Source organism: Ktedonospora formicarum (assembly GCF_016587355.1).
In the GTDB taxonomy this organism is placed as follows: Bacteria; Chloroflexota; Ktedonobacteria; order Ktedonobacterales; family Ktedonobacteraceae; genus Ktedonobacter; species Ktedonobacter formicarum.
Genome location: NZ_BNJF01000002.1, coordinates 562,931 through 582,834 on the forward strand (window position 1 = coordinate 562,931; position 19,904 = coordinate 582,834).

15 protein-coding genes are annotated in these 19,904 nt (G+C 51.8%); 7 read left to right on the forward strand and 8 right to left on the reverse strand.

Features of this window, described 5'->3' with window-relative positions; all coding sequences use genetic code 11:
* Window positions 1–57: 57 nt before the first annotated feature.
* The 3 genes from K3T82_RS21435 to K3T82_RS21445 all read left to right on the forward strand — a co-directional run bounded on the left by K3T82_RS21435 (window position 58) and on the right by K3T82_RS21445 (window position 4,058).
* The gene (locus K3T82_RS21435; protein WP_220195588.1) at window positions 58–2,559 is read left to right on the forward strand and encodes a zinc ribbon domain-containing protein; all 2,502 of its coding nucleotides are present in this window, start codon (window positions 58–60) and stop codon (window positions 2,557–2,559) included.
* A 1-nt stretch (window position 2,560) separates the two neighbouring features.
* Window positions 2,561–3,310 carry a PKD domain-containing protein gene (locus tag K3T82_RS21440; RefSeq protein WP_220195589.1) on the forward strand — a complete coding sequence of 250 codons (750 nt, stop codon included), beginning with the start codon at window positions 2,561–2,563 and terminating at the stop codon, window positions 3,308–3,310.
* A gap of 166 nt (window positions 3,311–3,476) precedes the next feature.
* The gene (locus K3T82_RS21445) at window positions 3,477–4,058 is read left to right on the forward strand and encodes an NUDIX domain-containing protein (protein WP_220195590.1); all 582 of its coding nucleotides are present in this window, start codon (window positions 3,477–3,479) and stop codon (window positions 4,056–4,058) included.
* A gap of 72 nt (window positions 4,059–4,130) precedes the next feature.
* Here the strand turns inward: K3T82_RS21445 and leuA are convergent, their stop codons facing one another.
* The 4 genes from leuA to efeO form a co-directional block, all read right to left on the reverse strand.
* The gene (leuA, locus tag K3T82_RS21450) at window positions 4,131–5,879 is read right to left on the reverse strand and encodes a 2-isopropylmalate synthase (RefSeq protein WP_220195591.1); all 1,749 of its coding nucleotides are present in this window, start codon (window positions 5,877–5,879) and stop codon (window positions 4,131–4,133) included.
* 553 nt (window positions 5,880–6,432) lie between these two features.
* A complete protein-coding gene (locus tag K3T82_RS21455) occupies window positions 6,433–9,411 on the reverse strand; it encodes a tetratricopeptide repeat protein (protein WP_220195592.1) in 2,979 nt (992 codons plus the stop codon).
* Between the two features lie 129 nt (window positions 9,412–9,540).
* Entirely contained in the window at window positions 9,541–10,803 is a 1,263-nt protein-coding gene (efeB, locus tag K3T82_RS21460) for an iron uptake transporter deferrochelatase/peroxidase subunit (protein WP_220195593.1), read from the reverse strand.
* Window positions 10,804–10,808: 5 nt separating this feature from the next.
* On the reverse strand, window positions 10,809–11,963 hold the full coding sequence (gene efeO, locus K3T82_RS21465) for an iron uptake system protein EfeO (RefSeq protein WP_220195594.1): 1,155 nt from the start codon (window positions 11,961–11,963) through the stop codon (window positions 10,809–10,811).
* A 385-nt stretch (window positions 11,964–12,348) separates the two neighbouring features.
* Here efeO and K3T82_RS21470 point away from each other — a divergent pair, with 385 nt between their 5' ends.
* Entirely contained in the window at window positions 12,349–12,765 is a 417-nt protein-coding gene (locus K3T82_RS21470) for a cupredoxin domain-containing protein (RefSeq protein ID WP_220195595.1), read from the forward strand.
* Window positions 12,766–12,854: 89 nt separating this feature from the next.
* Here the strand turns inward: K3T82_RS21470 and K3T82_RS21475 are convergent, their stop codons facing one another.
* The 3 genes from K3T82_RS21475 to K3T82_RS21485 form a co-directional block, all read right to left on the reverse strand.
* The gene (locus K3T82_RS21475) at window positions 12,855–14,189 is read right to left on the reverse strand and encodes a DUF790 family protein (protein WP_220195596.1); all 1,335 of its coding nucleotides are present in this window, start codon (window positions 14,187–14,189) and stop codon (window positions 12,855–12,857) included.
* Window positions 14,189–15,553: a DEAD/DEAH box helicase gene (locus K3T82_RS21480; protein ID WP_220195597.1), complete on the reverse strand. Its 1,365-nt coding sequence runs from the start codon at window positions 15,551–15,553 to the stop codon at window positions 14,189–14,191. Before K3T82_RS21480 ends, K3T82_RS21475 begins: the two co-directional genes overlap by 1 nt.
* Before the next feature lie 109 nt (window positions 15,554–15,662).
* A complete protein-coding gene (locus K3T82_RS21485) occupies window positions 15,663–16,325 on the reverse strand; it encodes a response regulator transcription factor (RefSeq protein WP_220195598.1) in 663 nt (220 codons plus the stop codon).
* Window positions 16,326–16,972: 647 nt separating this feature from the next.
* On the opposite strand from K3T82_RS21485, the gene hemH reads away from it, so the two are divergent.
* The 3 genes from hemH to K3T82_RS21500 all read left to right on the forward strand — a co-directional run bounded on the left by hemH (window position 16,973) and on the right by K3T82_RS21500 (window position 19,379).
* Entirely contained in the window at window positions 16,973–17,929 is a 957-nt protein-coding gene (gene hemH, locus K3T82_RS21490; protein WP_220195599.1) for a ferrochelatase, read from the forward strand.
* A gap of 105 nt (window positions 17,930–18,034) precedes the next feature.
* Window positions 18,035–18,856, forward strand: coding sequence for a phosphotransferase (locus K3T82_RS21495; protein ID WP_220195600.1), 822 nt, complete (start codon window positions 18,035–18,037; stop codon window positions 18,854–18,856).
* 61 nt (window positions 18,857–18,917) lie between these two features.
* Window positions 18,918–19,379 (forward strand): SRPBCC domain-containing protein, encoded by a 462-nt coding sequence (locus tag K3T82_RS21500; protein WP_220195601.1) that lies wholly within the window; start codon window positions 18,918–18,920, stop codon window positions 19,377–19,379.
* A 65-nt stretch (window positions 19,380–19,444) separates the two neighbouring features.
* Here K3T82_RS21500 and K3T82_RS21505 read toward each other — a convergent pair whose 3' ends face one another.
* Window positions 19,445–19,900: a pyridoxamine 5'-phosphate oxidase family protein gene (locus tag K3T82_RS21505; RefSeq protein WP_220195602.1), complete on the reverse strand. Its 456-nt coding sequence runs from the start codon at window positions 19,898–19,900 to the stop codon at window positions 19,445–19,447.
* Between the last annotated feature and the right edge of the window lie 4 nt (window positions 19,901–19,904).

The window sequence follows — 19,904 nt, forward strand, 5'->3', positions numbered from 1 at the left end:
TGAATTGAGCTTATTTATAAGTGGAATAATACTCTAAACACAAGGTGGAACTGCTTTATGAACTGTCCTAATTGTGGCAAACCAGTGCCCGTGAATGGCTTATTCTGTAGTTATTGCGGCACCAGACTCCCCACGTCCACCAATGCCCCTTCTCAACTAGAGGAAGAGAAGACCGTGAGCGTCGAGCCAATAGGTTCAGAAAGCGCCACATCAGGCGAAGAGCCATCAACTGCCTCTTCGCCCCCTATTGAGGAGCAGAAAACAGCCAGCAGCTCCAATATACCGACACCCTCCGATGGTACAACTTTCAGGAGCACTTCCCCTGCTGATCCAATACCACAGCAGGCACCTGCTGCCATCAGTGGGGCTTATCCAACCTATCCACCCATAACACCACAACCTGGAATTTCTGGCGTCTACCCTCCTACACCACCAGCAACACCACAACCCGTTTACCCAAATTATGCACAATCTGGTATACAGCCCCCTCTTCCTCCAACGCAGTATCCGGGAGCTAACTATCCAGGTTATCCGTTGCAACCCATACAACCTGTCTCGGGAGCGAGTTATCCAGGCTATCAACCCTATCCACAACAACCCGCTTCAGGGGCTAGCTATCAGCCCTATCCGCAGCAGCCATTACCACCTCCTCCTGGTCAGCAGCCACGCCAGCCAGTAGTGATCGTCCTACCCGAAAAACCCAATTGGGCGCAACGCCTCAATATTCGTCTTTTCCAACCTTTGATCGCGAGCAATGCCATCTTTGGCTCAATCTGGGGTGCGATAGTCGCAACTCTGTTGGGCATGCTTAGCTTCTTCCTCATCATTACGATAGTGGCTTACACTATCCCTACAGATTTTATCCAGAGTCAGGGATTCAAAGATCAAAAAACACAGCAGGGGCGGGAATATGTCACGGGCGAATTGCTCGGCTATATCCCGCTGAGCAATTCTTTCCGTGACACCTCCGAACTCTTTCTAACTGCTCAAAACACACACGCAACCTATCAAACAATTTCTAGTGGCTCATCTTCTACTTCCACAGCATCTGATACCTTTACCTCTCCATTCCATATCCTGCTTCTACTTCAGGGTTTATTCCTGATCCTGGGAGGGTATCTCGCCGCTAGCACAGACTTCCGTAATACAAGCTTGAATAGCCTGTTACGAGGTGCATCCATTGCTATTCCCTATACAGCCCTGCTCTTCCTGCTCTCCACGCAGGTCAATGGCACCATCCCTCCCATTTTTACTGATCTGAGCGACACCTCTTCCAGCACAAGCACCTTAACTGTGGATCCGAATACGTTGCTGCTCTTCGGCCTACTCTGGGGCGCCCTCTTTGGCCTCATAGGAGCAGGAATCAAACTTGGTCAGGGACAGTTGCGCCACAAGATTCACCGCTATCTCTACACACATCGCCATCCACAGATCGCAGGCATCATTACTGGTGGTATTGCCTCAACGCTGCTTGGACTCTTCATGGCTCTCATCGCCGCATTGGGCCTGCATTCCCAGATGCACAACGCCAGCAACCTTAACTACATCCCTGATGTAAACCTGACGCCAGTCCATGAAGGCATATTTCAGGGCTTCACCAATTTCGTGAACGGCTTAATGCGCGCTGTCGCTCTGCTAGCCTATTCCTGCGGTGCCCCCATTATCACGCATGCCGACCGGAACAACTTCTATAGTCTCAAGAACGATTCAAATCAAATCTGGCAGCAATTGGGCGGGGGGCTCATAACTCACCCCTGGGCCTTCGTACTGCTCCTAATTCCCATTATCGCCCTCTTCGTTGGTGGGAGAATCAGTGCTTCAATCTCACGTGTGCGTGGTTCCGGTCCTGGCGCGATTCAGGGTGCGCTTATCGCGCTTCCCTTTACAGTCCTACTCATCGCGTTCACGCTCATCAATACCAATAGCATGACACTGTCAGGTTATGGCTCCTCTTACTCAAGCGAGACCACCAATGCCATAATCACGATCTCGCGAGGCGCTAACTTCGGCGATGTCTTGCTCTGGGGGCTGGTCAGTGGCGCAATCACGGGAGCCTTGGGTGGCGCGTACCAGAATAGTATGCTTCGTCTCAGCGTCAGTAAAATTCTAGGCTCAATAGTCAAACCAATCTTGCTAATATTCACCCCGCTCTATGTTGTTTTTGATATCTTGCTAGGCCGCCCTCGCACGCAGAAGCGAAGTACAGGTAGTGTCCTTCTCTACACAGCCTTTATCGCAGCTCTTGTCCTGGCAGTGCTCTCAGTCGGCGTTGGCTTGATGCTTATCGGTCAGAATCAGACTATAACACTCGACCAGAGTGAGCAGTTCAGAGACCTGATGGCACTCTTGTTGATTGGTCTACCGGGTATCTTGCTTCTTAGCGCGGCGGCCTCCGCGCTGGCTCACGATCCAGTGTTAGCAATCATTACCGCCAACCAGCCGCAGCAGCCCATACAACCAATACAACCTTTCATGCCTGCTGAAGTACAAACACCAGCACCCCAACCACCAACCATGCCCGCTTCAAACGAGCCAACTATCCAGGGAGGAGGAGCATAAAATGCAATCAGGTATTCAATCACAACCCAATGCCCCTATGTTCAACTCAACGCCGAACGCTACGAGCGCGCATACGCTGCCACCAGGTCTTAGCCCGCGTCATCGCATCGCCCTAATCGCTACGGTTGTATTGACTCTGGGCCTGGTCGTAGGCAGCTTTGCCTGGCTCGGCTGGTCGGGTCAACGCGGGCTGGAATTGGGCTATCCTAAACCCTCCGTCCACATCGAAGAGCTCGCGACAAAAAAACCACATATGAATGAAGAGGTCAAATTCACTGCGAAGGGCACAGGGCGCGACCTAAAATTTAGCTGGGCATTCGGTGACAGCGAGTCCGGCACTGATGGCTCAGCCAATCGCAATGGGCAGAGTGTGAGCTTTACCTTCTCCACCCCAGGCTCGCATCTTGTAATGGTAACTGCTACCGACTCTACGGGAAAAAAAGTTGAAGACACAACAAATGTGACGGTTTACCCTCCCATACCGGTCGTAAGTTTCACAGCCGATACCTACTCCTTCTCAAATACGGCCTACTTTGATGTCGATACATCGCAACTGTATTCCGGCACTGATATCATTAGCTGTACCTGGGACTTCGGTGACGGTAAAACAGAAACCGAAGACCAATCATATTACTGTAGATCCAATTCACATACCTATGCTCATAGCGGCACATACACAGTCAAGCTTACCGTTACTGACGCTTATTACCAGACAAGCGAGCCTGTTACTCAGTTCGTCAAAATTGGGTAAGGTCAGCATCTCGAACAAGAGGGTGAGGGCATGGTTTTGGGTGAAGCCTGAAAACCATGCCCTCACCCTCTTTCTATTTGGGAGCGGCACATTATCTATAGCTGGCAGCATTTCGTGTATGATAACAACATACCTTTTTAGACACACAGAGAAAGGGACAACGCCTATGCATAAAGTAGAGCTACAGAGCACTCATACTGTATTCAATAAACATAACTTTAAGATAGAAGAGTCAGCATTACGCTTCGAGAAATTCAATGGCGAGATGAGTGATACCGTACAAAGACTTGTCTTCGAGCGTGGTGACTCTGCTGCCGCGCTCCTGTTGAACCGCGACACGCAAAAAGTGATTCTTATCAAGCAGTTTCGCTATCCTACCTATCAGAAGCAACCGGGATGGCTATGTGAAGTTGTTGCGGGCAGTATCTCAGAGGGGGAGCAACCAGAGGAGAGCATCAAGCGTGAAATCCGTGAGGAAGTGGGCTACGAAGCACAGAATCTGACCTCCGTTGCGACCTTCTATACATCACCGGGGGGATGCTCAGAGCGTATCTGGCTCTACTATGCAGAGGTCAGCGTTGCTGATCGAATCAATAACGGTGGAGGGCTAGCCTCCGAGCACGAAGATATTGAACAGGTAGAGCTCAGTCTCCCCGAGCTATGGCAAACTATAGAGCGCGGGGAGATCATGGATGCTAAAACGCTGATCGCGCTTCAATGGCTTCGGTTGCGGAGAGGAGAGAAGTAACGCTACCCGCAAGCTCACAGGTGAGCACATGGGAGAGTGGCGGCGCGTTTACCACCATTCTCCCATAGGTGCTTAAGCGCCCGCTACTTGAGAGCGGTTAAGTGCGCTAATGACGGACTTGATCGAGGCCATTTCGATGTTGGTCTCGATGGCAGCACCAAAGAAGGCGCTGGTCGTATTGGTTTCGTTAGATGTCGCCTCAATTTGGATATACGCAATGGCCTGGGCGTCTGAGCCATGCTTCAGCGAATGCTCAGTATAGGAGAGCAGCGAGAAGTTCGCTAGCTGGGCTTCATTTAAAGCGCGGACAAAGGCGTCAATTGGTCCATTGCCACGAGCCTGGAGTTCATGCATGGCACCATTCACGCTGACATGGGCTCTACATTCCACCTCGCCACTTACCTTCTCGGTGTGGAACTCTTCCAAAACAAAGGGGCCGTTACGATCAATGTACTCATGCATGAAGGCTTCATAGATCTTTTGGGGTGGCAATTCCTCGCCACTGGCATCAGCCAGGACGTTGATTACCTTGCCGAACTCCACGCGCATAGGCTTTGGAAGATGGAAACCATATTCGGTCTCCATGATGTAGGCAACGCCACCCTTGCCCGATTGCGAATTGATGCGGATGATAGCTTCATAGGAGCGTCCGATATCCTTGGGATCAATTGGCAGATAGGGTACATCCCAGATTCCACCTTCGCTCTCCTCCCAGGCCGCCATGCCCTTCTGAATCGCGTCCTGGTGCGAACCCGAGAAGGCCGTGAAGACCAACTCACCTGCGTAAGGTTGGCGCATAGGAACCTGCATACGGGTGCATTCTTCATAGACAACACGAATGCTATCCAGGTCGCTGAAATCGAGGTGAGAATCGAGTCCCTGCATATGCATATTGAGCGCGACAACAACAATGTCCACGTTACCGGTGCGCTCGCCGTTGCCAAAGAGAGTGCCTTCGACGCGAGTAGCTCCTGCCATCAGACCCAATTCAGTTGTGGCAACACCCGTACCACGGTCATTATGTGTGTGCAGGCTAATGATCGCGGAATTGCGGTCGCGCATGTGGCGGCAGAACCATTCGATCTGATCTGCATAGACGTTGGGAGTAGCAATCTGAACGGTCTCAGGTAGATTGAGGATAATCTTGTTCGTAGGTGTAGGCTGCCAGATATCCACGACAGCTTCACAGATTTCCAGAGAGAAATCAATTTCAGTGAGCGCGAAGCTTTCAGGAGAATATTGCAAGGTAATTTCAGTCTCAGGAACAGTTGCCACCAACTCTTTGATCAGCTTTGTACCACGTGTAGCGATATCAACGATGCCCGCTTTGTCCAGGCCAAAGACCAGGCGGCGCTGGGCTGGCGACGTCGAGTTATACAGATGCACAATAACTTTCTTTAACCCTCGAATCGACTCAAAAGTACGTCGGATCAGGTCTTCGCGCGACTGAGTGATAACCTGCACAGTAACATCATCGGGAACGCGGTTCTCGTCGACGAGACGACGAATGAAATCGTATTCAATCTGTGAAGCGGAGGGAAAACCAATCTCTATCTCTTTAAAGCCTACTTTGACCAACAGGTCAAACATCCTGAGCTTCTCCTCGACGCTCATAGGCGTAGGAAGGGCCTGGTTGCCATCGCGCAGATCAACGCTACACCATGTCGGAGCGGTCGTAATGGAGCGTGAGGGCCACTGCCTCTCGGGCAGTTCGATGGACGGAAAAGGGCGATACTTGTTCCCTGGAACCAGTCGTGTCTGTCCCTGACTCCTAACGGTTACCTGCTCTACTTGCGCGTTATCAATATTCTGCGACGTCATGTAAAACCTCCGTTGTCATGTCCGACGTTGCCCCAGTTAGCCCGGGCAAGGCACTCGCTGATGTACGTTACACTCGCGCCTCTGGCGCTGAGAACCGTGTGTGGTCAGGTCGGAGGGCCGCAATAGAAAGCAGCCGCGACGCAAGGTCACGGCTGCTTTCCTCAGATATGCATGTATACGTTGCTTGGGTAAAAAGAAAAAGGCCGTGGACACTTGCACTTCTGGTCATCCACGGTCTTTGTATGCTTGTTGCTGGCGAAGGAATCACTCAGAACTGATACATTGCACGACCCCGGACGACCCGCATAAGGAGGAGGGTAAGTCCAGGGAGCGTAAGCTCTTGTATATTTTGAGTAGGTGGCTTTCTTTGTTCGTTAGCCATAAAAAATTGGATTCCTTCAGTTCTGTTGAGCATGTTTATTGCTTAACTAATATTGGCACTATAACACTTGAGTCAAGCATTGTCAATAAAGTGTGCCATTTCATTCCCCCTTTTTGGTATCCTTATCCTTTACATTGATCATTCTTATATCAAGCAGAGCATTCAGTGAGGTTAGTGATCAACAAAGGTGGGATGCCCATAGGGACAGGTTCCTCGCCAGTAATCAGGGTGAGGATAAAAGTCGTCCCATACCTCTTCGAAGCGCATATGCTCAAAGCAGTAGACACCGTGGCAACACCAGCAATAGAAGGGTACATAATCATCGTCCAGGGTGCGAAGCATGGCGATATCGCCATGCCGTAGCGCGAGCGCCACTCGTTCGAAGGCAAGGCCCGAAGGATGCCAGGATTGTGCATAGGTGGGCAGATAGTCACAGATAAGGCTGGCAGGTTTTTCGCTTCCCATACGCGTGATCTGGTACTGGTCATCTTCGTGCGGCCTGCCAGCGACGACCAGTTCAAGCTTCATTACTTCGGCACATCCTGGCGCCTGACAGTGCATAAGGGTAGTGAGGACGCCGGGCCGCATTTCGACAGTTGAGACGTTAGCCGGGTTCATAGGGTCCGTTGCGGATGGAGGGGCAACCTTGCGCCGAGGGGGATGGGTATCGCGTGAGATAGTTTGCGAGAGATCCACACCACGACGGATAGTATCGTCGAGCAATGTTTGATAGAGGTTCGCTCCGCTCAGGTTGGCTCCTACCAGATTCGCGCCCCTCAGGTCAGCATGACCTAAATCAGCCTCCTGCAGCAAGGCACCTGAGAGATCTGCGCCAGCAAGTTCAGCTCCAATCAGACTAGCTTGCGAGAGGTTGGCTTCGCGTAAATTGGCATAACGGAGCAATGTACGAGCAAGATTGGCCTCTCGCAGGTCGGCACGCGCTAACAAAGCGTAATCGAGCGAAGCTTCCGCGAGATCAGCCTTATGCAGGCTGGCTTCGCGCAGATCAGACACTGCGGGCGAGGCGTATTCCTCCTCAGAGAGGACACGTCGATGGCGCTCCAAATCAGGAAGAAAAGAGAAGCCTTTGTTCAATTTGGCTTGTGAGAGGTTAGCCTTCCGCAGGTCGATCCCGCTCATATTCACATATGAAAGGTTGATGTTAGGTGCAACTATTTCGCGTGCGTTGACGGCATTTAAGCTTGCGCTTTGCAAATTCACTGCTGTAAGATTGGCCTTGCTCACCACTGCCCCACTCAAGTCACAACGGCTCAAATCGCTATGGTCGAGATTGACGCCTGAAAGGTTGGCTTGCGAAAGATTCTGCTCGCTCAATGCCAGATAGCTAAGGTCGTAGGTAGAGGCGTCCTGAGTAGCACGCCAGGCATTCCAGGCTGCGCCACCACGTCGCAGGAACGCAATGCTGGCATTCGCTAGATTTCCGATGACACGCTTTCTCTCATTAAAAAGCGCATCCAGCTTATCCTTCGTAAAGGCGACCAGCCAGGATGGCGCGCCAAGTTCCAGTGCTTGCTCACAGTCTGAAAGTGCCTCATCATAGCGCTGAAGATCGAAGAAAACGCTCCCCCGCCTGGCGTAAGCTTCAGCGTTCAAGCTGTCGAGATGTATCATCTGCTCACAGCAATACAGCGCATCCATTTTGCCATAATGCGAATTCTTAGCGAGTTCGAGGTACGCTTTGGCATCATCTTGAATAGCATAACAGGCAATGTGATACGCCACACGCGCGTCGTCATAGCACGAGGCCCCCCATAGACTGCTAATCTTCTTGAGCGCACACTCCCAATCTGTGGGCTGCTGGCGCAAACGCTCATCATATTCCATAATCTCGCTAGCAAAAGTAAGCCTGGATCGTAGTTTCTCCTGCTCACTAAAAGAGCGCACCGTCAAGGAGTGAGCATGGTGAGCGCGCTCAAACGCCGCATGCGCTTCCGCATAATGCGAGAGGCCGATCAGAGCTTCACCACGCGCCATATGTCCTTCTGACGAATCAGGGACATGGCGTAGTAGATGTTCTGCCGCCCGTAATGCCTCGTCATAGCGCTTGAGCTTTGATAAGCAATTGGAGCGAGTTACCAGCAAAGATGCTTCGTCGGGGCTCTCCTGAAGCGCCAGCACGGTTCGCGCAAGATCGCCCTCATAGCGGAGGAAGGTCTTAAGAGGAGTTTCAAAGGCACAGCGAGCTTCTTCATATAATGGCTCAAGCTCGATGGCACGTTTATAGTCCGAATAAGCCTCTTCATAACGCTGAAGGTGGAAAAGAGCTTCACCCCGTCCAAAACTGGCCCGTGCAGAAGCGCTATCCATGCGACAGGCCCGCTCGTATGCCTCTAACGCCTCGATATAGCGTCCGAGGGATAAGAATAAATCACCCTCATGTACAAGGTCAATAAGTTGGCAAGGATAACCCCGCCGCTTCTGCTCAAAGATGGCAAGAGCTTGTTCATAGAAGGCCAGTGCCTCCGTTTCACGACCTGCCAACTGACACATCCGTGCTTTCCCACGATAGACATCAGGATTGGTTAAGTCCAGGGCAATAGCCTGATCCCAGACATGTGCCGCCTCTTCGAACCGATTGAGATAGGTCAAAGCCCAGGCTCTAGCACAATATCCAGAGCTTGAAGGGTGGCTCTCGATGTCAGCGGAGAGGTATAACGCCTGCTCGCATGCCAGAAAGCGTTTAGGGCCATTGACGCTATATGGAAACGAGCGCGTATAGTGATGGGCCAGTTGAATATAGCACGCTGGGCGGCGTGGGTAAAGCTCAATTGCTTCCTGACAGCGCAAAAGAGCCTGATGATTACCACTTTTGCGCATAGCCTGAAACTCGATAAAGCCTAGGTAGACATCCTCATCGGCCTTCTGAAGTTGTTTCAGGCGTTCCCAATCCTTGAGCGCCAGTGCCCAGGTTCCGCGCTCTCGATAGAGTGCTCCCCGCTCTCGCAAGGCTACATCCTGTTCCGGGTCAAGTTCCAGCGCCTTCGTGTACTGTGCTAGAGCGTCGTCATAATGCCCCAGCCAGTACAGGATACGCCCCTGCTCTACATGCTTCCCTGCATCGGCAGGGTTTTGACTCAATTCGCCCTCATTCTCTTTGAGGCGCTCTTCGTCCCGCTCTCGCTCTGCCATAACAAGCTGTTCCTTCCCGCGTGTTTTACCCTCATTATCGCACACGAATGTGAGCGATTACGGTTTTGTTGCTATAGCGATACAGGACTTGGTGTTGAGCAAGGGAATGGACATTCCCTTGCTCAGGCGTCATTGTAAGAGACTCTGACCGAAGTATTCGCCCTCATTCATACCTGGCGGACAGGCGAAGAGAGCGCTTCCCGTATGTGTGATGTATTCGTTGAGTGCATCCTCGCGCCCCAGGCGCGTCTGTAAGGGAACAAACTGCGTACGTGGATCGCGCTGGTAGCTGATGAAAAAGAGACCCGCGTCAAGTTCACCCGTCACGCGATCCATGCCATCAGTAAAGGAGTATCCACGCCGCAGTAATTTGATAGTGTCATCACCACGCGCCAGTCGCACATGCGACTGTAGGGGAATAAGCGGATTACCGTCTTTGTCTTTGGCATTCAGGTCTAATGGAGCAAACTCATCATGACCACCTATCGGCGCGCCATTCAGCTTATGCCGTCCGATAGTTTGCTCCTGGTCAAGCAGCGAGTCTCGGTCCCAGGACTCGATATGGATGCGAATCCGGCGCGCAACCAGATAACTTCCCCCAGCCATCCAATGAGGCCCATCCGCATCAGAAGCCCACACAAACTGACGAACAACGTTCGCATCCTCCGCCTTGATGTTCGCCGTCCCATCTTTGAAGCCCATGAGATTGCGTGGGGTCGCCTGCCCTTTGCTGGTCGTCGCCGTGCGGCTAAAGCCTAGCTGTGACCAGCGTAGCACTGCCAATCCACGCGCCAGCCGCGTCAAGTTCCTAACCGCATGGAAAGCAACCTGGGGATTATCAGCGCATGCCTGTACACAGAGGTCTCCTCCAGACTGTTCCGGCTTGAGAGCATCGCCGGGTAAAGCTGGAATATCTATCAACGCAGGCGGGCGATTCTTAGCCAATCCGAAGCGGTCGCGGCCCTCTTTGACAAAGAACGTCGGGCCAAACCCCACAGTGATCGTCAGGCGCGATGGCCCATGCTCCATAGCTTCGCCTGTATCGGGGGGCGGGCTCTGCAAATTAAATTCCCCCTCACCAATCGACTTACCCGCGCACATGCTAGCAGCCGCAGAGGTCCAGATGCGCATGAGACCGCGAATCTCGCTCAAAGTAGGCGATAGCAGGTCGAAGGTGGCGAAATGCAAATGGTCCTGCGCGGGGGTAGTGATACCCGCCTGGTGCGGTCCATAAAAGGGCACCGTCTCCTGCGAATGGTCACGCACTGAGCTTGATAACGCCGCGTCCCGCTGCTGAAGCAATGTATAACCACCAGTTGCTAGCACAGCTCCAGTTCCGGCAACACCCGCACCGCGCAACAAGTCGCGGCGGTTCAGATGAAAGCGCTTCATAGCGTTCACTCCTTTGGCAACTCTACGGCAACCTTAGAAAGAGGCTCGGCAGTGGCATCAATAGACTGGCTGAGCTTATGAGTATCGCTGGTCTTCAACGTATTAAAGGAGACAAATGTGTTACCCTTACGGTAGCCATTTAACATATCAGAGGTTTGCTGGAAGTGATTTGAAATCTCCGTGAGCAGAGCTGGATTCTTTTTGGTGAGGAAAGGCTTGAAAACCTCAAAGGCAGCCTGAGAGCCTTCAACATTCGCGGCGAGATCCGTGATATCGGTATGTGAGTAGCGATCCTCTTCACCTGTCATCTTGGTCTTTGAAGCTTCATCCAGCAAGCCCACAGCGCCATCTATGATATCAGTCGCCGTCAATGGAACATCCTTGATTTTCTCGCGCAACGCCAGGACATCTGTCATCAATTGGCGAGCATTCTGTTCCTGACCCTTCGTGGTCTTCTCCTGCCACAAAGCCTTCTCAATGCGGTGGAAACCGCGCCACTCGTTGAGCGGGACATCGTTCTCGCGCGCGTCTATCGAGGCGTCGAGCTGACCAAACTGTTCCGCGATAGGCTCGATACGCTCGTAGTACTGGCGCGTTGTGGCATAGAGCGACTTCGCTTGCTCCATGTCGCCCTTGATGACCGCATCGGTAAAGAGCTTTGTTTGTTGCACCAGGATATCACTCTGATCGGCAACATACCCGCGATAGGTCGTGATAGCCTGACGAACGGTAATGTCGGAGTTGCCTGCGGTTGTACTGCTTGTCGTATCCTTGCCACCGACAAAAGCGCCAACCATCCCCTTGTCCACATAAAGTTCATCATACATCTTGTATGAACGCTCACGTGGATTCAGAACGACCGTTTTGCTCTGTCCAGGCTGAAGAGTGGATTCAGGCGAGAGCCCCTGGATCTCTACGATATGAATATTTGCCCCCTTATTGACAAAGGTGACCGTAACTTTTTGATTAGGTGTAACGCTGACACTGGCGGGATCAAAGTAGTTGTCTCGTACAGTAATCATCACGCTGGCAGGCTTGGAAACCTCTGCCTTCTTCTCCTGCCCACAGGCAGCCAGCAGCGTTAGTAATAACGCCAACAATGCCAGGAGGGAGAAAGCGGATAAATAGCGCTTACGTACTTGGAGCTTCGCTGGAGTCATGGGTATTCTCCTTTGCAATACAACATCCTCTTCTCATCTCGATATGAATGCTCATCATGTCTACATGAGAAAGGCTCTACTTCATCGTGTTCATGGGTGGATTACGGAAACCAAATGGTGTGCCATGGAGCACATTGAACACAATAAATGTTATGAGAGATGATACCTGAGCGATTTTGGCATATTCGCATAAACTGCATTTTTCTAGAGTGAAAGTACTATTTCCCGGTAAAGGTAGCATAACCAGTTTCTAGTACTTTCCTGCCAATTTATAGCATTCCACGCATTACGAAGAATTTCGCATTGTACCATTGACACAAATTAATACATTAACGCGGGAACGCCCGCTGTTCCCACGCCATTCGTCCAAAGGAGATGTAGACATATGAAACGCACATCCACACGACATGGTAACCGCTTCATGTTCTTCATAGCTGGCTGTTGCCTGACACTGCTTATCTTGATCCTCTCGGCATGCGGTGGCGATAATGGTTCGACGACATCCACTACTTCCAACACCTCTAATAACTCGACAACCGCCATCACAATCAAAGAATCCAGGGGACCATCAGGCGATGTATACACCTTTGACCCAACGACGCTCACTGTGAAGAAGGGTGATAAGGTTACTATCGAGAACCAGACCGATGAGGTACAGGAAATTACTGGAGGGGACGCCAGTAAGGCGGGTGTAAATGTCAAGATTCCCATAAACGAGAAGGCAACCACAACCTTTAACACAGCGGGAACATTTACCATTAAGACCAACAAAGAGGCAACTATCACAGTCCAGGTCCAGTAGAAACCACACGTTCCTGGTCTTTCGCTGTTCCGCGTGAGGATCGCCACCCCGCGACCCTCACGCCTTATGGTGTAGAGGAATGCAAGCAGCTATGGTATTGGAGGGATATTTTTAGAGGAGTTAGAAGACTTGGGGGACTTGGCCTTTGAACGCCTGGGTTTCGGAGGGCTCTTCTCTTTAGGTGGACGTGGACCATAGACACGCTCCGCTATAGCGTCAACCGCCACCATGACATCCTTCAGGACGGGTTTCTGCTGGAAGAAGAGTACTTCGCTGGCAACCTCTCGAAAGTCTTCTTCAGTGACATTCAAACCCTTGTAGACGAGTAGGAGCATATGACGACATTGGGCGGCTCGTACCTTCTCAAGCTTGCGCCGAAGATATTGGGGATGCCAGAAACCTACAAGCTCGACGAGAACGTAACGCTGCTCATCATGCTCATCGAAGAACGTGAAGTCCGGAATCATTACCGTATCGCCCAGCAGTAACACCTCACTCTCGCGCTTGAGTCGCCAGTGCCCGCGTTTGTCGCCGATCTTGCGCTCAAACTCCTGAGCAAAATCCGCTTCCAGGGTACTATCAAAAGGCCCCGAAGCTTTGAAGTGAGAACGCAAGGCGGAAGTATAGTCAAGGCTATAAGTCAGGGCTTCCCGTGCTTGCGGTGGCTGAACATGCGCGCGCATTTGCCAGTGCTCACAAAGCAGGAGAGCAGGTAAAAATGCTGCCATCTGCCGCCCATAGCGCTGCGTTGAAGAGACAAAAGGCGAGATTGGGCCGTCCAACTCGACGCGGTAACCACCCTCGGGTTGTGGCTCCGCAACGAACATGAGCTTAAAAAATTTTATATATTTCCACAGGTCTTTGAAGTTGCTATACGCCTCTAGAGTGATACGTGAGGCCCAATAGAGGACACCACGTGCTAGTTCAAGATTGTAGCGCGCCAGCAGTTCAGCAGGCGTCCAGGCTGGACCAGCATCAGTCAGTTGATATGAGACACGCCGGTCGGCGTAGAGCATAGTGTGAAGTTGCTCAGAAGGCACTGAGAGATCTTGCGCCAGCTTCTCGAAGACATCCTGCCGACTCTGTGAGCGAAAGACGTCAGGTTGCTTGAAGACGGGGCCATACGCGAAGGCCCGCTCACGAAGAGTCGCGGGCGCGACCGGGGTTGCTAGAGGTGTGAAGATCGCCGCGTCGAGTAGCACCTTCGCGAGACCGCGTAGGAACACATAGTCTACTCGCGCGCCTTCATAGCGTGCGAAGCTCTGGTCCCATGTATCTTGAGCAAGCCCGACATGTGCCGTCAGTAGATCTATCAACTCCTGAGCAGTGCGCTGTAGCTCTGGATTCTCTACATCAACCATCTCGACAGAGAGCACTGAGCCAGAGAAGCGAAGCCGAGGTCGGATCAAATCGCTAGTGAGCATCAACGTTTCTCCTGGGGGACATAGCGACGCTGAGCCTTACCCTCTTCAATAGTCTTGCGAGCCAGAACTTCGAAGAGTACAGCTTCGCGTTGCTCCTGCTTGCGCAGGATGCGCCCAAGCCGCTGGATATACTCGCGCTTATTGGAGCCACCACCCAGAACTATCGCGATCTTTGCCGCCGGAACATCCACCCCCTCGTTCAGGACCTTCGATGTAGTTACCACCTGATATTCACCGCTCTGAAAGGCGTCGAGAATATGCTTGCGCTCAGCGACTCCTGTTTCATGTGAGATTACCGGGACCAGCCATTGCTGAGAGATCATATAGGCGACGGCGTTGCTCTCGGTAAAGATCAGGATACGCTCGCCCGCGTGCTCACGCAGGAGTTCATCGAGTTTCGCGAACTTGCCTTCGCAACTCCAGACAATCTCAAGCAGACGTTGGCGCGCAAGTAAGGCACGCCGAGCGGCAGTATCAAACGAGGAGAGGCGCATTAACTCCCGTAGCCAGCCTGGACCGTGACTGCTGCGCAGACGGCGCTCGCGCACAAAGCCTGTATAGATCTCGTAGGCTGAATCATACGCCGCTCGCTCCTCCTCAGTCAAATTCACGCGCACGCGCTCGGTGCGGTACTGCGCGAGCTGCTGCCCCACTAGATTGTGCAGCGGTAGTGTATAGACGGTAGGTCCAAGCAGCTCATCGACGCGCCAGCGTCCATTGATCTGCTCCTCCTCTTCAGGATACGTAGCAGTCAATCCAAGCCGCGCGATAGCAGGTGACATCAGTGCCGCCTCGCCCCAGGTGCGCGCGGGTAGATGATGGACCTCGTCGAAAATCAAAAGGCGAAAGGTGTTGCCATGCTCAGCCATGAGGTCGCCAGCCGAGTGATAGGTCGTAATGGTAATTGGGGCTATCAGCTTTTCACCGCTATAGTAGACGCCTATCTCGGTCTTGAAGGCGTTAACTAGCCGCGCATACCACTGATGTACAAGTGAGATAGTTGGCACAATAATGACCGTTGAGGCGTTTACCTGGCTAATGGCATGGATCGCCAGGAAAGTTTTCCCAGCGCCTGTAGGCAAAATGATACTGCCACGACTCTGTGCCTCCTTCCAGGCATCAAGGGCCGCGATTTGATAGTCATGGGGTTCACGCGTCTCATGCAGATGTAGCTTGAGACGCTTCCAACGGGGAACGTCATCGCGGATAGCACGCTCCTGAAACCAGGGCCGTAGGGCATGATAATGGTATGCCTCACAACGCCACAAACCCTTAATGAATTGAAAGGGGGCTGGAATGGGCTCACTGGCATCAATGTGCCGCAGAACCAGGGTCCCACCCTGAAAGTAGACTGACGCGCTCATGTGCCTAGCATAGCAGCATGTACGTGCTTCGTCTAGAGGGAACTGATTTCCATACTCCTAAAGTGCCATATCACCAGTACAAAAGATCTTAACGACGACACAAGCAGCCTCACGCCTGAAGCATGTAACCAACACCCCGCTGTGAGGTAATATGTTTTTTGGCCGTGCCTAGCTTGCGCCGCAAACGAGCGATATAGACATCCAGCACATTACTTGTTTCATCCTGCCAAATATGGTCAAAAAATTTGTCGCGTGACACTACCGATCCGGCATTGCTCATCAGGATAGTCATTATACGCAGTTCGGTTGGTGTTAAGACAATCTTCTTGTGCCCCTTGATTGCCAACTGAAAGGTATCAGGCAACAACTCAAAAGGTCCGATCTTCATGGTTCGGTTCGATGAACGTCCCATAAGATGCCGCTCGACAACCTGGACACGTGCCAAAAGTTCCTGGAAGTCATAGGGCTTACAGATGTAATCTTCAGCATTTAACGCGAATCCATGCAACCGATCTGGTATCTCCGTGCAGGCAGTCACAAAGACGACTGGTATAGCATATCCAGCCTCGTTGAGTTGCTGGACAAATTCAAAGCCAGTGATATTTGGTGGCATACGGACATCGACCAGCAGCAGGTCAGGCAACCGCTTTTCGATCAACGCCAGTGCTCCGTCTGGATTATCAATTGTAGCAACTTCATAGCCATTATTCCGTAATACCACCTGAATCAGTTGCAGCGACAAGAGATCGTCATCAAGCACTAAGATATACATGTGCAAACCCTCCTACATTGCCAATATGATTACGACCAACATACAAATATCCATACAATCTGGAATTAAAATAGCGCTAGTCGTCGTCAGTTGTCCGCCGCTTTTCCATGAACTCATCAAATTCTGCCCACTTGACCTGGTAATCCCTACCGACCTTGTAAGCGGCAGTCGTTTAGTGCAAACTCATTCTTATACTACTTCAACACATACTTTTTAACACTGTTACAATCCTCTATAACGCTAGCCATTCATTCAACGTTGGTACACCATCAATTTCGCCCTATTATATGCCTCATTGAGAATTTCAGTCAATCATTGCTTTATATGTGATAATCATATTAAGCGCCGTATATTCTTGTGTTAAGATCTTATGCGAAAGCCAACGCCGCTGAGTGTGACTAGCGCTAGTCCCCATGCGGGGGCACGGCACGCTCAGGTTTCCAGATAAGGAGTAAATGGTGTTTTTCTCATATAAAACGAGGCAAAAGTAAAGCCCTTCTAGCAGCATAGGAGAGCCAAACGTGAAAGACACTGCGCGAGGGCATGAGTATACTTGCTTATAGAAGGTAATACAATCGACCCGGCGAAGCGCCTTTGTGCCGAGAAATGTCCAACGAGCCGGAAACAGAGGAGTTAGACAAGAGAAAATGACACCACAGAGCAACCACACTCCGGCTCCTGTCGGAGTCTTGATTATGGCTTATGGAACGCCAGCGAAGAGCGAAGACATCGAGAGCTACTATACTCACATTCGACATGGACATCCCCCAACGGAAGAGTTGCTGGCGGAACTACGTGGGCGCTACCAGGCTATCGGTGGGCTTTCGCCTCTGCTGAAGCATACGCGTACCCAGGTCGAGGGCATACAGGCAGCACTCGACGCACGAATGCCCGGCCACTATCAAACCTTCCTCGGTATGAAGCATGCCGATCCTTTTCTTGAGGCGAGTGCCTCGGAGCTTGCGCACAGTGGTGCTAATCAGGCTATTGGGCTTGTGCTCGCTCCCCATTATTCCAGCATGAGTGTAGCTCAGTATATGCAACGCGTTCAGAAGACGCTGCCCGCGAGTCTGCATTTTACAGCCATCGAGTCCTGGCATCTCTTGCTAGGTTACATTACTTATCTGGCAGAACAGATATTGCACACGCGAGAACGCCTGCTCAAGGAATCAGGGATAACCGAGGAGCAGCTAGAGATTATCTTCACGGCGCATAGTCTGCCCGCGCGTATTCTCGCCAATAATGACCCATATCCCCGCCAACTTCGGGAAACGGCGGAAGCTGTCGCCAGGGCAGCAGGCTTGACTCACTGGTCCATTGCCTGGCAGAGCGCGGGCCGTACTGCCGATCCCTGGATTGGCCCCGATATCCTGGAGGTATTGCGGGAGCTTCCCCACAAAGGAAAGGCGGGAGCTCTAGTCTGTCCCGCTGGTTTCGTCTCCGATCACCTGGAAGTGCTCTATGATCTAGACATTGAGGCCAGTCAACTAGCTGCCAGCCTGGGCCTTGCCTTCGCGCGCACTATACTTCCTAACGATAACCAGCGTGTCTTCGATGCCCTGGCAGAAATGATTATCCAGGCTGAGTATGAAACCCTAATTTGAGATAGGGGAAGGCACCGCGCACAATCCGCCTTTCGCCATACTAGAAATTTTAAAACGCGAAAAGTGGTATACTACAAGCGACATTATACAGGAGAATAGATGCACATGTCGCTTCCTTTACCTCCAGCGGTCGCGTCCTATGTTGGCCCGCTGCTCTCAGTCGAGACCCCACCTCAGGGAATGGCTTTCAAAGTATTCATCCTAACCTCTCAGCGTGGGCGCTTCATCCTCAAAGTCGCACAGACGCCTGCCATGATTGAAGCCTTATCCAGAGAAGCATATGTTCTCTCAGCACTACAAGATCAGGCTCCACTTGTGGCTCAGCCCTTGATGGAGGAAGCGGGAGATGGTGAACATGCCTTCCTCTTTAGTTATCTTGAAGGTGAGCCGCTCTATAAGCGCCTGCGTAGGGCAGAGAGCCAAGAGAGGCTGGATCTGGTTACCCAGTTCGCGCAAACATTGCGCCTGATTCATAACTGGTCACCAGATCTCTCGCGACCTGCGAACTGGCTGTCAGAGAAGTTGGACTGGCTGAGAGGAAAGATCGAGGCACGCCCGGTCAACACACCAATTGAGCGTACCAGAACACGCTTCGATGGAGCAATAGGAAACCACCTGCTGGATGATCTACAAGCTCGCCGCCCGCTGCTTGAGAATGACATGGTATTTGGTCACTATGACTATTGCCTGCCAAACGTGCTCATCCTTCATGAGCGAGTAGCAGGCATCATTGACTGGTCTGGAGGAGGTTACATTGATCGACGCTTCGATCTGGCGACGGCGCTATTCTCCCTGAGCCTGCTAGAAAAATGGGAGCATAGTTCCTATCGATTACACTTTCTCAAAGCCTATGGGTATACAGAAGACCCTGACTCGCTCTCCTTCTTCGAGGACCTTCACGCACTCACTTGCGCTTTCTGGCAATGACGATACGACTCTCGCAAGCAGATTATGTTGTCCCCTCTAAATTATCTTGAGGCTGATTTTGATGCAAGTACCAGAGGCTTCGGGCTGGTTCAGCGTTCAGACCAGCATAACTATCAATGCCCCCCTTGAACGCGTATGGGAGGTCCTGACGGACCTGGAACACTATGGAGAATGGAATAGCTTTGTGCCATCGATGCAGGCCGATTTGCGCGTTGGCGCGACACTGACGATGCGTGTGCGTATGCGAGGTAATCTTGCGACAACAAGTGTCGAAACAATTACCGCGCTTGAGCCACAACGTCTGCTAGCCTGGAAGATTCGTTCTCCTGCATGGATATTGCGTGGTGAGCGTTTCCAGGTTATCAAGGCCATCAACGAGCAAACAACCGAGTACTGGACGCAAGAGTCCTTTACAGGCATCGTTGCCCCCTTGCTCCAGGTATTATTTGCTCGCGACCTGCAACGAGGCTTTCAAACAATGGCGCGTGACCTGCAAGCACGTGCGGAAGCGGCGCGTGTCTAAAGCTCCTTCAATACACGTCTGGCGAGAATAGTGCGCGCCAACTCCCGCCAGGCGCATATATTCCGCTACGCGCCGTCCGTCTCAAAGCGACCTGTCTTCTCGGATAGATGGATGCTATAGACTGAGGCTACATTACGCAGCCGCTCAGGAAGAAACTTGTCGGTTTCGACAAGTTCATGTACAGCTTCGCCACTGGCAACAATGGTTACCATGCGCTTCATCAATAACTGTACCGCTCTGGCAGCTTCTTCTCCCTCAAGCTCCTCAAATCGGCCCCATGCCACGACGCTGCGCCAGTTCGCCAGATCGTCTATATGATCGACTTCAAAGCAGACATCTGGATTCTCATGCATCATTCTCAACTTCATCCCCTGAAGCGAATGGGCGTAGATAGAGTCACCATCATAAACATAGCTGATGGGAACTATATACGTACGACCGTGAGCATGACAGCCAATACGCCCCAGGACATTACTGTACAAGACATGATCTATTTGTTCCTGATTCAATTCGCCAAGCATGCTC

Bases quoted from the DNA above. Each gene is read 5' to 3' on its own strand.
- K3T82_RS21445 (WP_220195590.1), top strand. From the start codon at position 3,477: ATGCATAAAGTAGAGCTACAGAGCACTCATACTGTATTCAATAAACAT.
- K3T82_RS21455 (WP_220195592.1), bottom strand. From the start codon at position 9,411: ATGGCAGAGCGAGAGCGGGACGAAGAGCGCCTCAAAGAGAATGAGGGC.
- leuA (WP_220195591.1), bottom strand. From the start codon at position 5,879: ATGACGTCGCAGAATATTGATAACGCGCAAGTAGAGCAGGTAACCGTT.
- hemH (WP_220195599.1), top strand. From the start codon at position 16,973: ATGACACCACAGAGCAACCACACTCCGGCTCCTGTCGGAGTCTTGATT.
- K3T82_RS21435 (WP_220195588.1), top strand. From the start codon at position 58: ATGAACTGTCCTAATTGTGGCAAACCAGTGCCCGTGAATGGCTTATTC.
- K3T82_RS21440 (WP_220195589.1), top strand. From the start codon at position 2,561: ATGCAATCAGGTATTCAATCACAACCCAATGCCCCTATGTTCAACTCA.
- K3T82_RS21485 (WP_220195598.1), bottom strand. From the start codon at position 16,325: ATGTATATCTTAGTGCTTGATGACGATCTCTTGTCGCTGCAACTGATT.
- efeO (WP_220195594.1), bottom strand. From the start codon at position 11,963: ATGACTCCAGCGAAGCTCCAAGTACGTAAGCGCTATTTATCCGCTTTC.
- K3T82_RS21505 (WP_220195602.1), bottom strand. From the start codon at position 19,900: ATGCTTGGCGAATTGAATCAGGAACAAATAGATCATGTCTTGTACAGT.
- K3T82_RS21495 (WP_220195600.1), top strand. From the start codon at position 18,035: ATGTCGCTTCCTTTACCTCCAGCGGTCGCGTCCTATGTTGGCCCGCTG.
- K3T82_RS21500 (WP_220195601.1), top strand. From the start codon at position 18,918: ATGCAAGTACCAGAGGCTTCGGGCTGGTTCAGCGTTCAGACCAGCATA.
- efeB (WP_220195593.1), bottom strand. From the start codon at position 10,803: ATGAAGCGCTTTCATCTGAACCGCCGCGACTTGTTGCGCGGTGCGGGT.
- K3T82_RS21480 (WP_220195597.1), bottom strand. From the start codon at position 15,553: ATGAGCGCGTCAGTCTACTTTCAGGGTGGGACCCTGGTTCTGCGGCAC.
- K3T82_RS21475 (WP_220195596.1), bottom strand. From the start codon at position 14,189: ATGCTCACTAGCGATTTGATCCGACCTCGGCTTCGCTTCTCTGGCTCA.
- K3T82_RS21470 (WP_220195595.1), top strand. From the start codon at position 12,349: ATGAAACGCACATCCACACGACATGGTAACCGCTTCATGTTCTTCATA.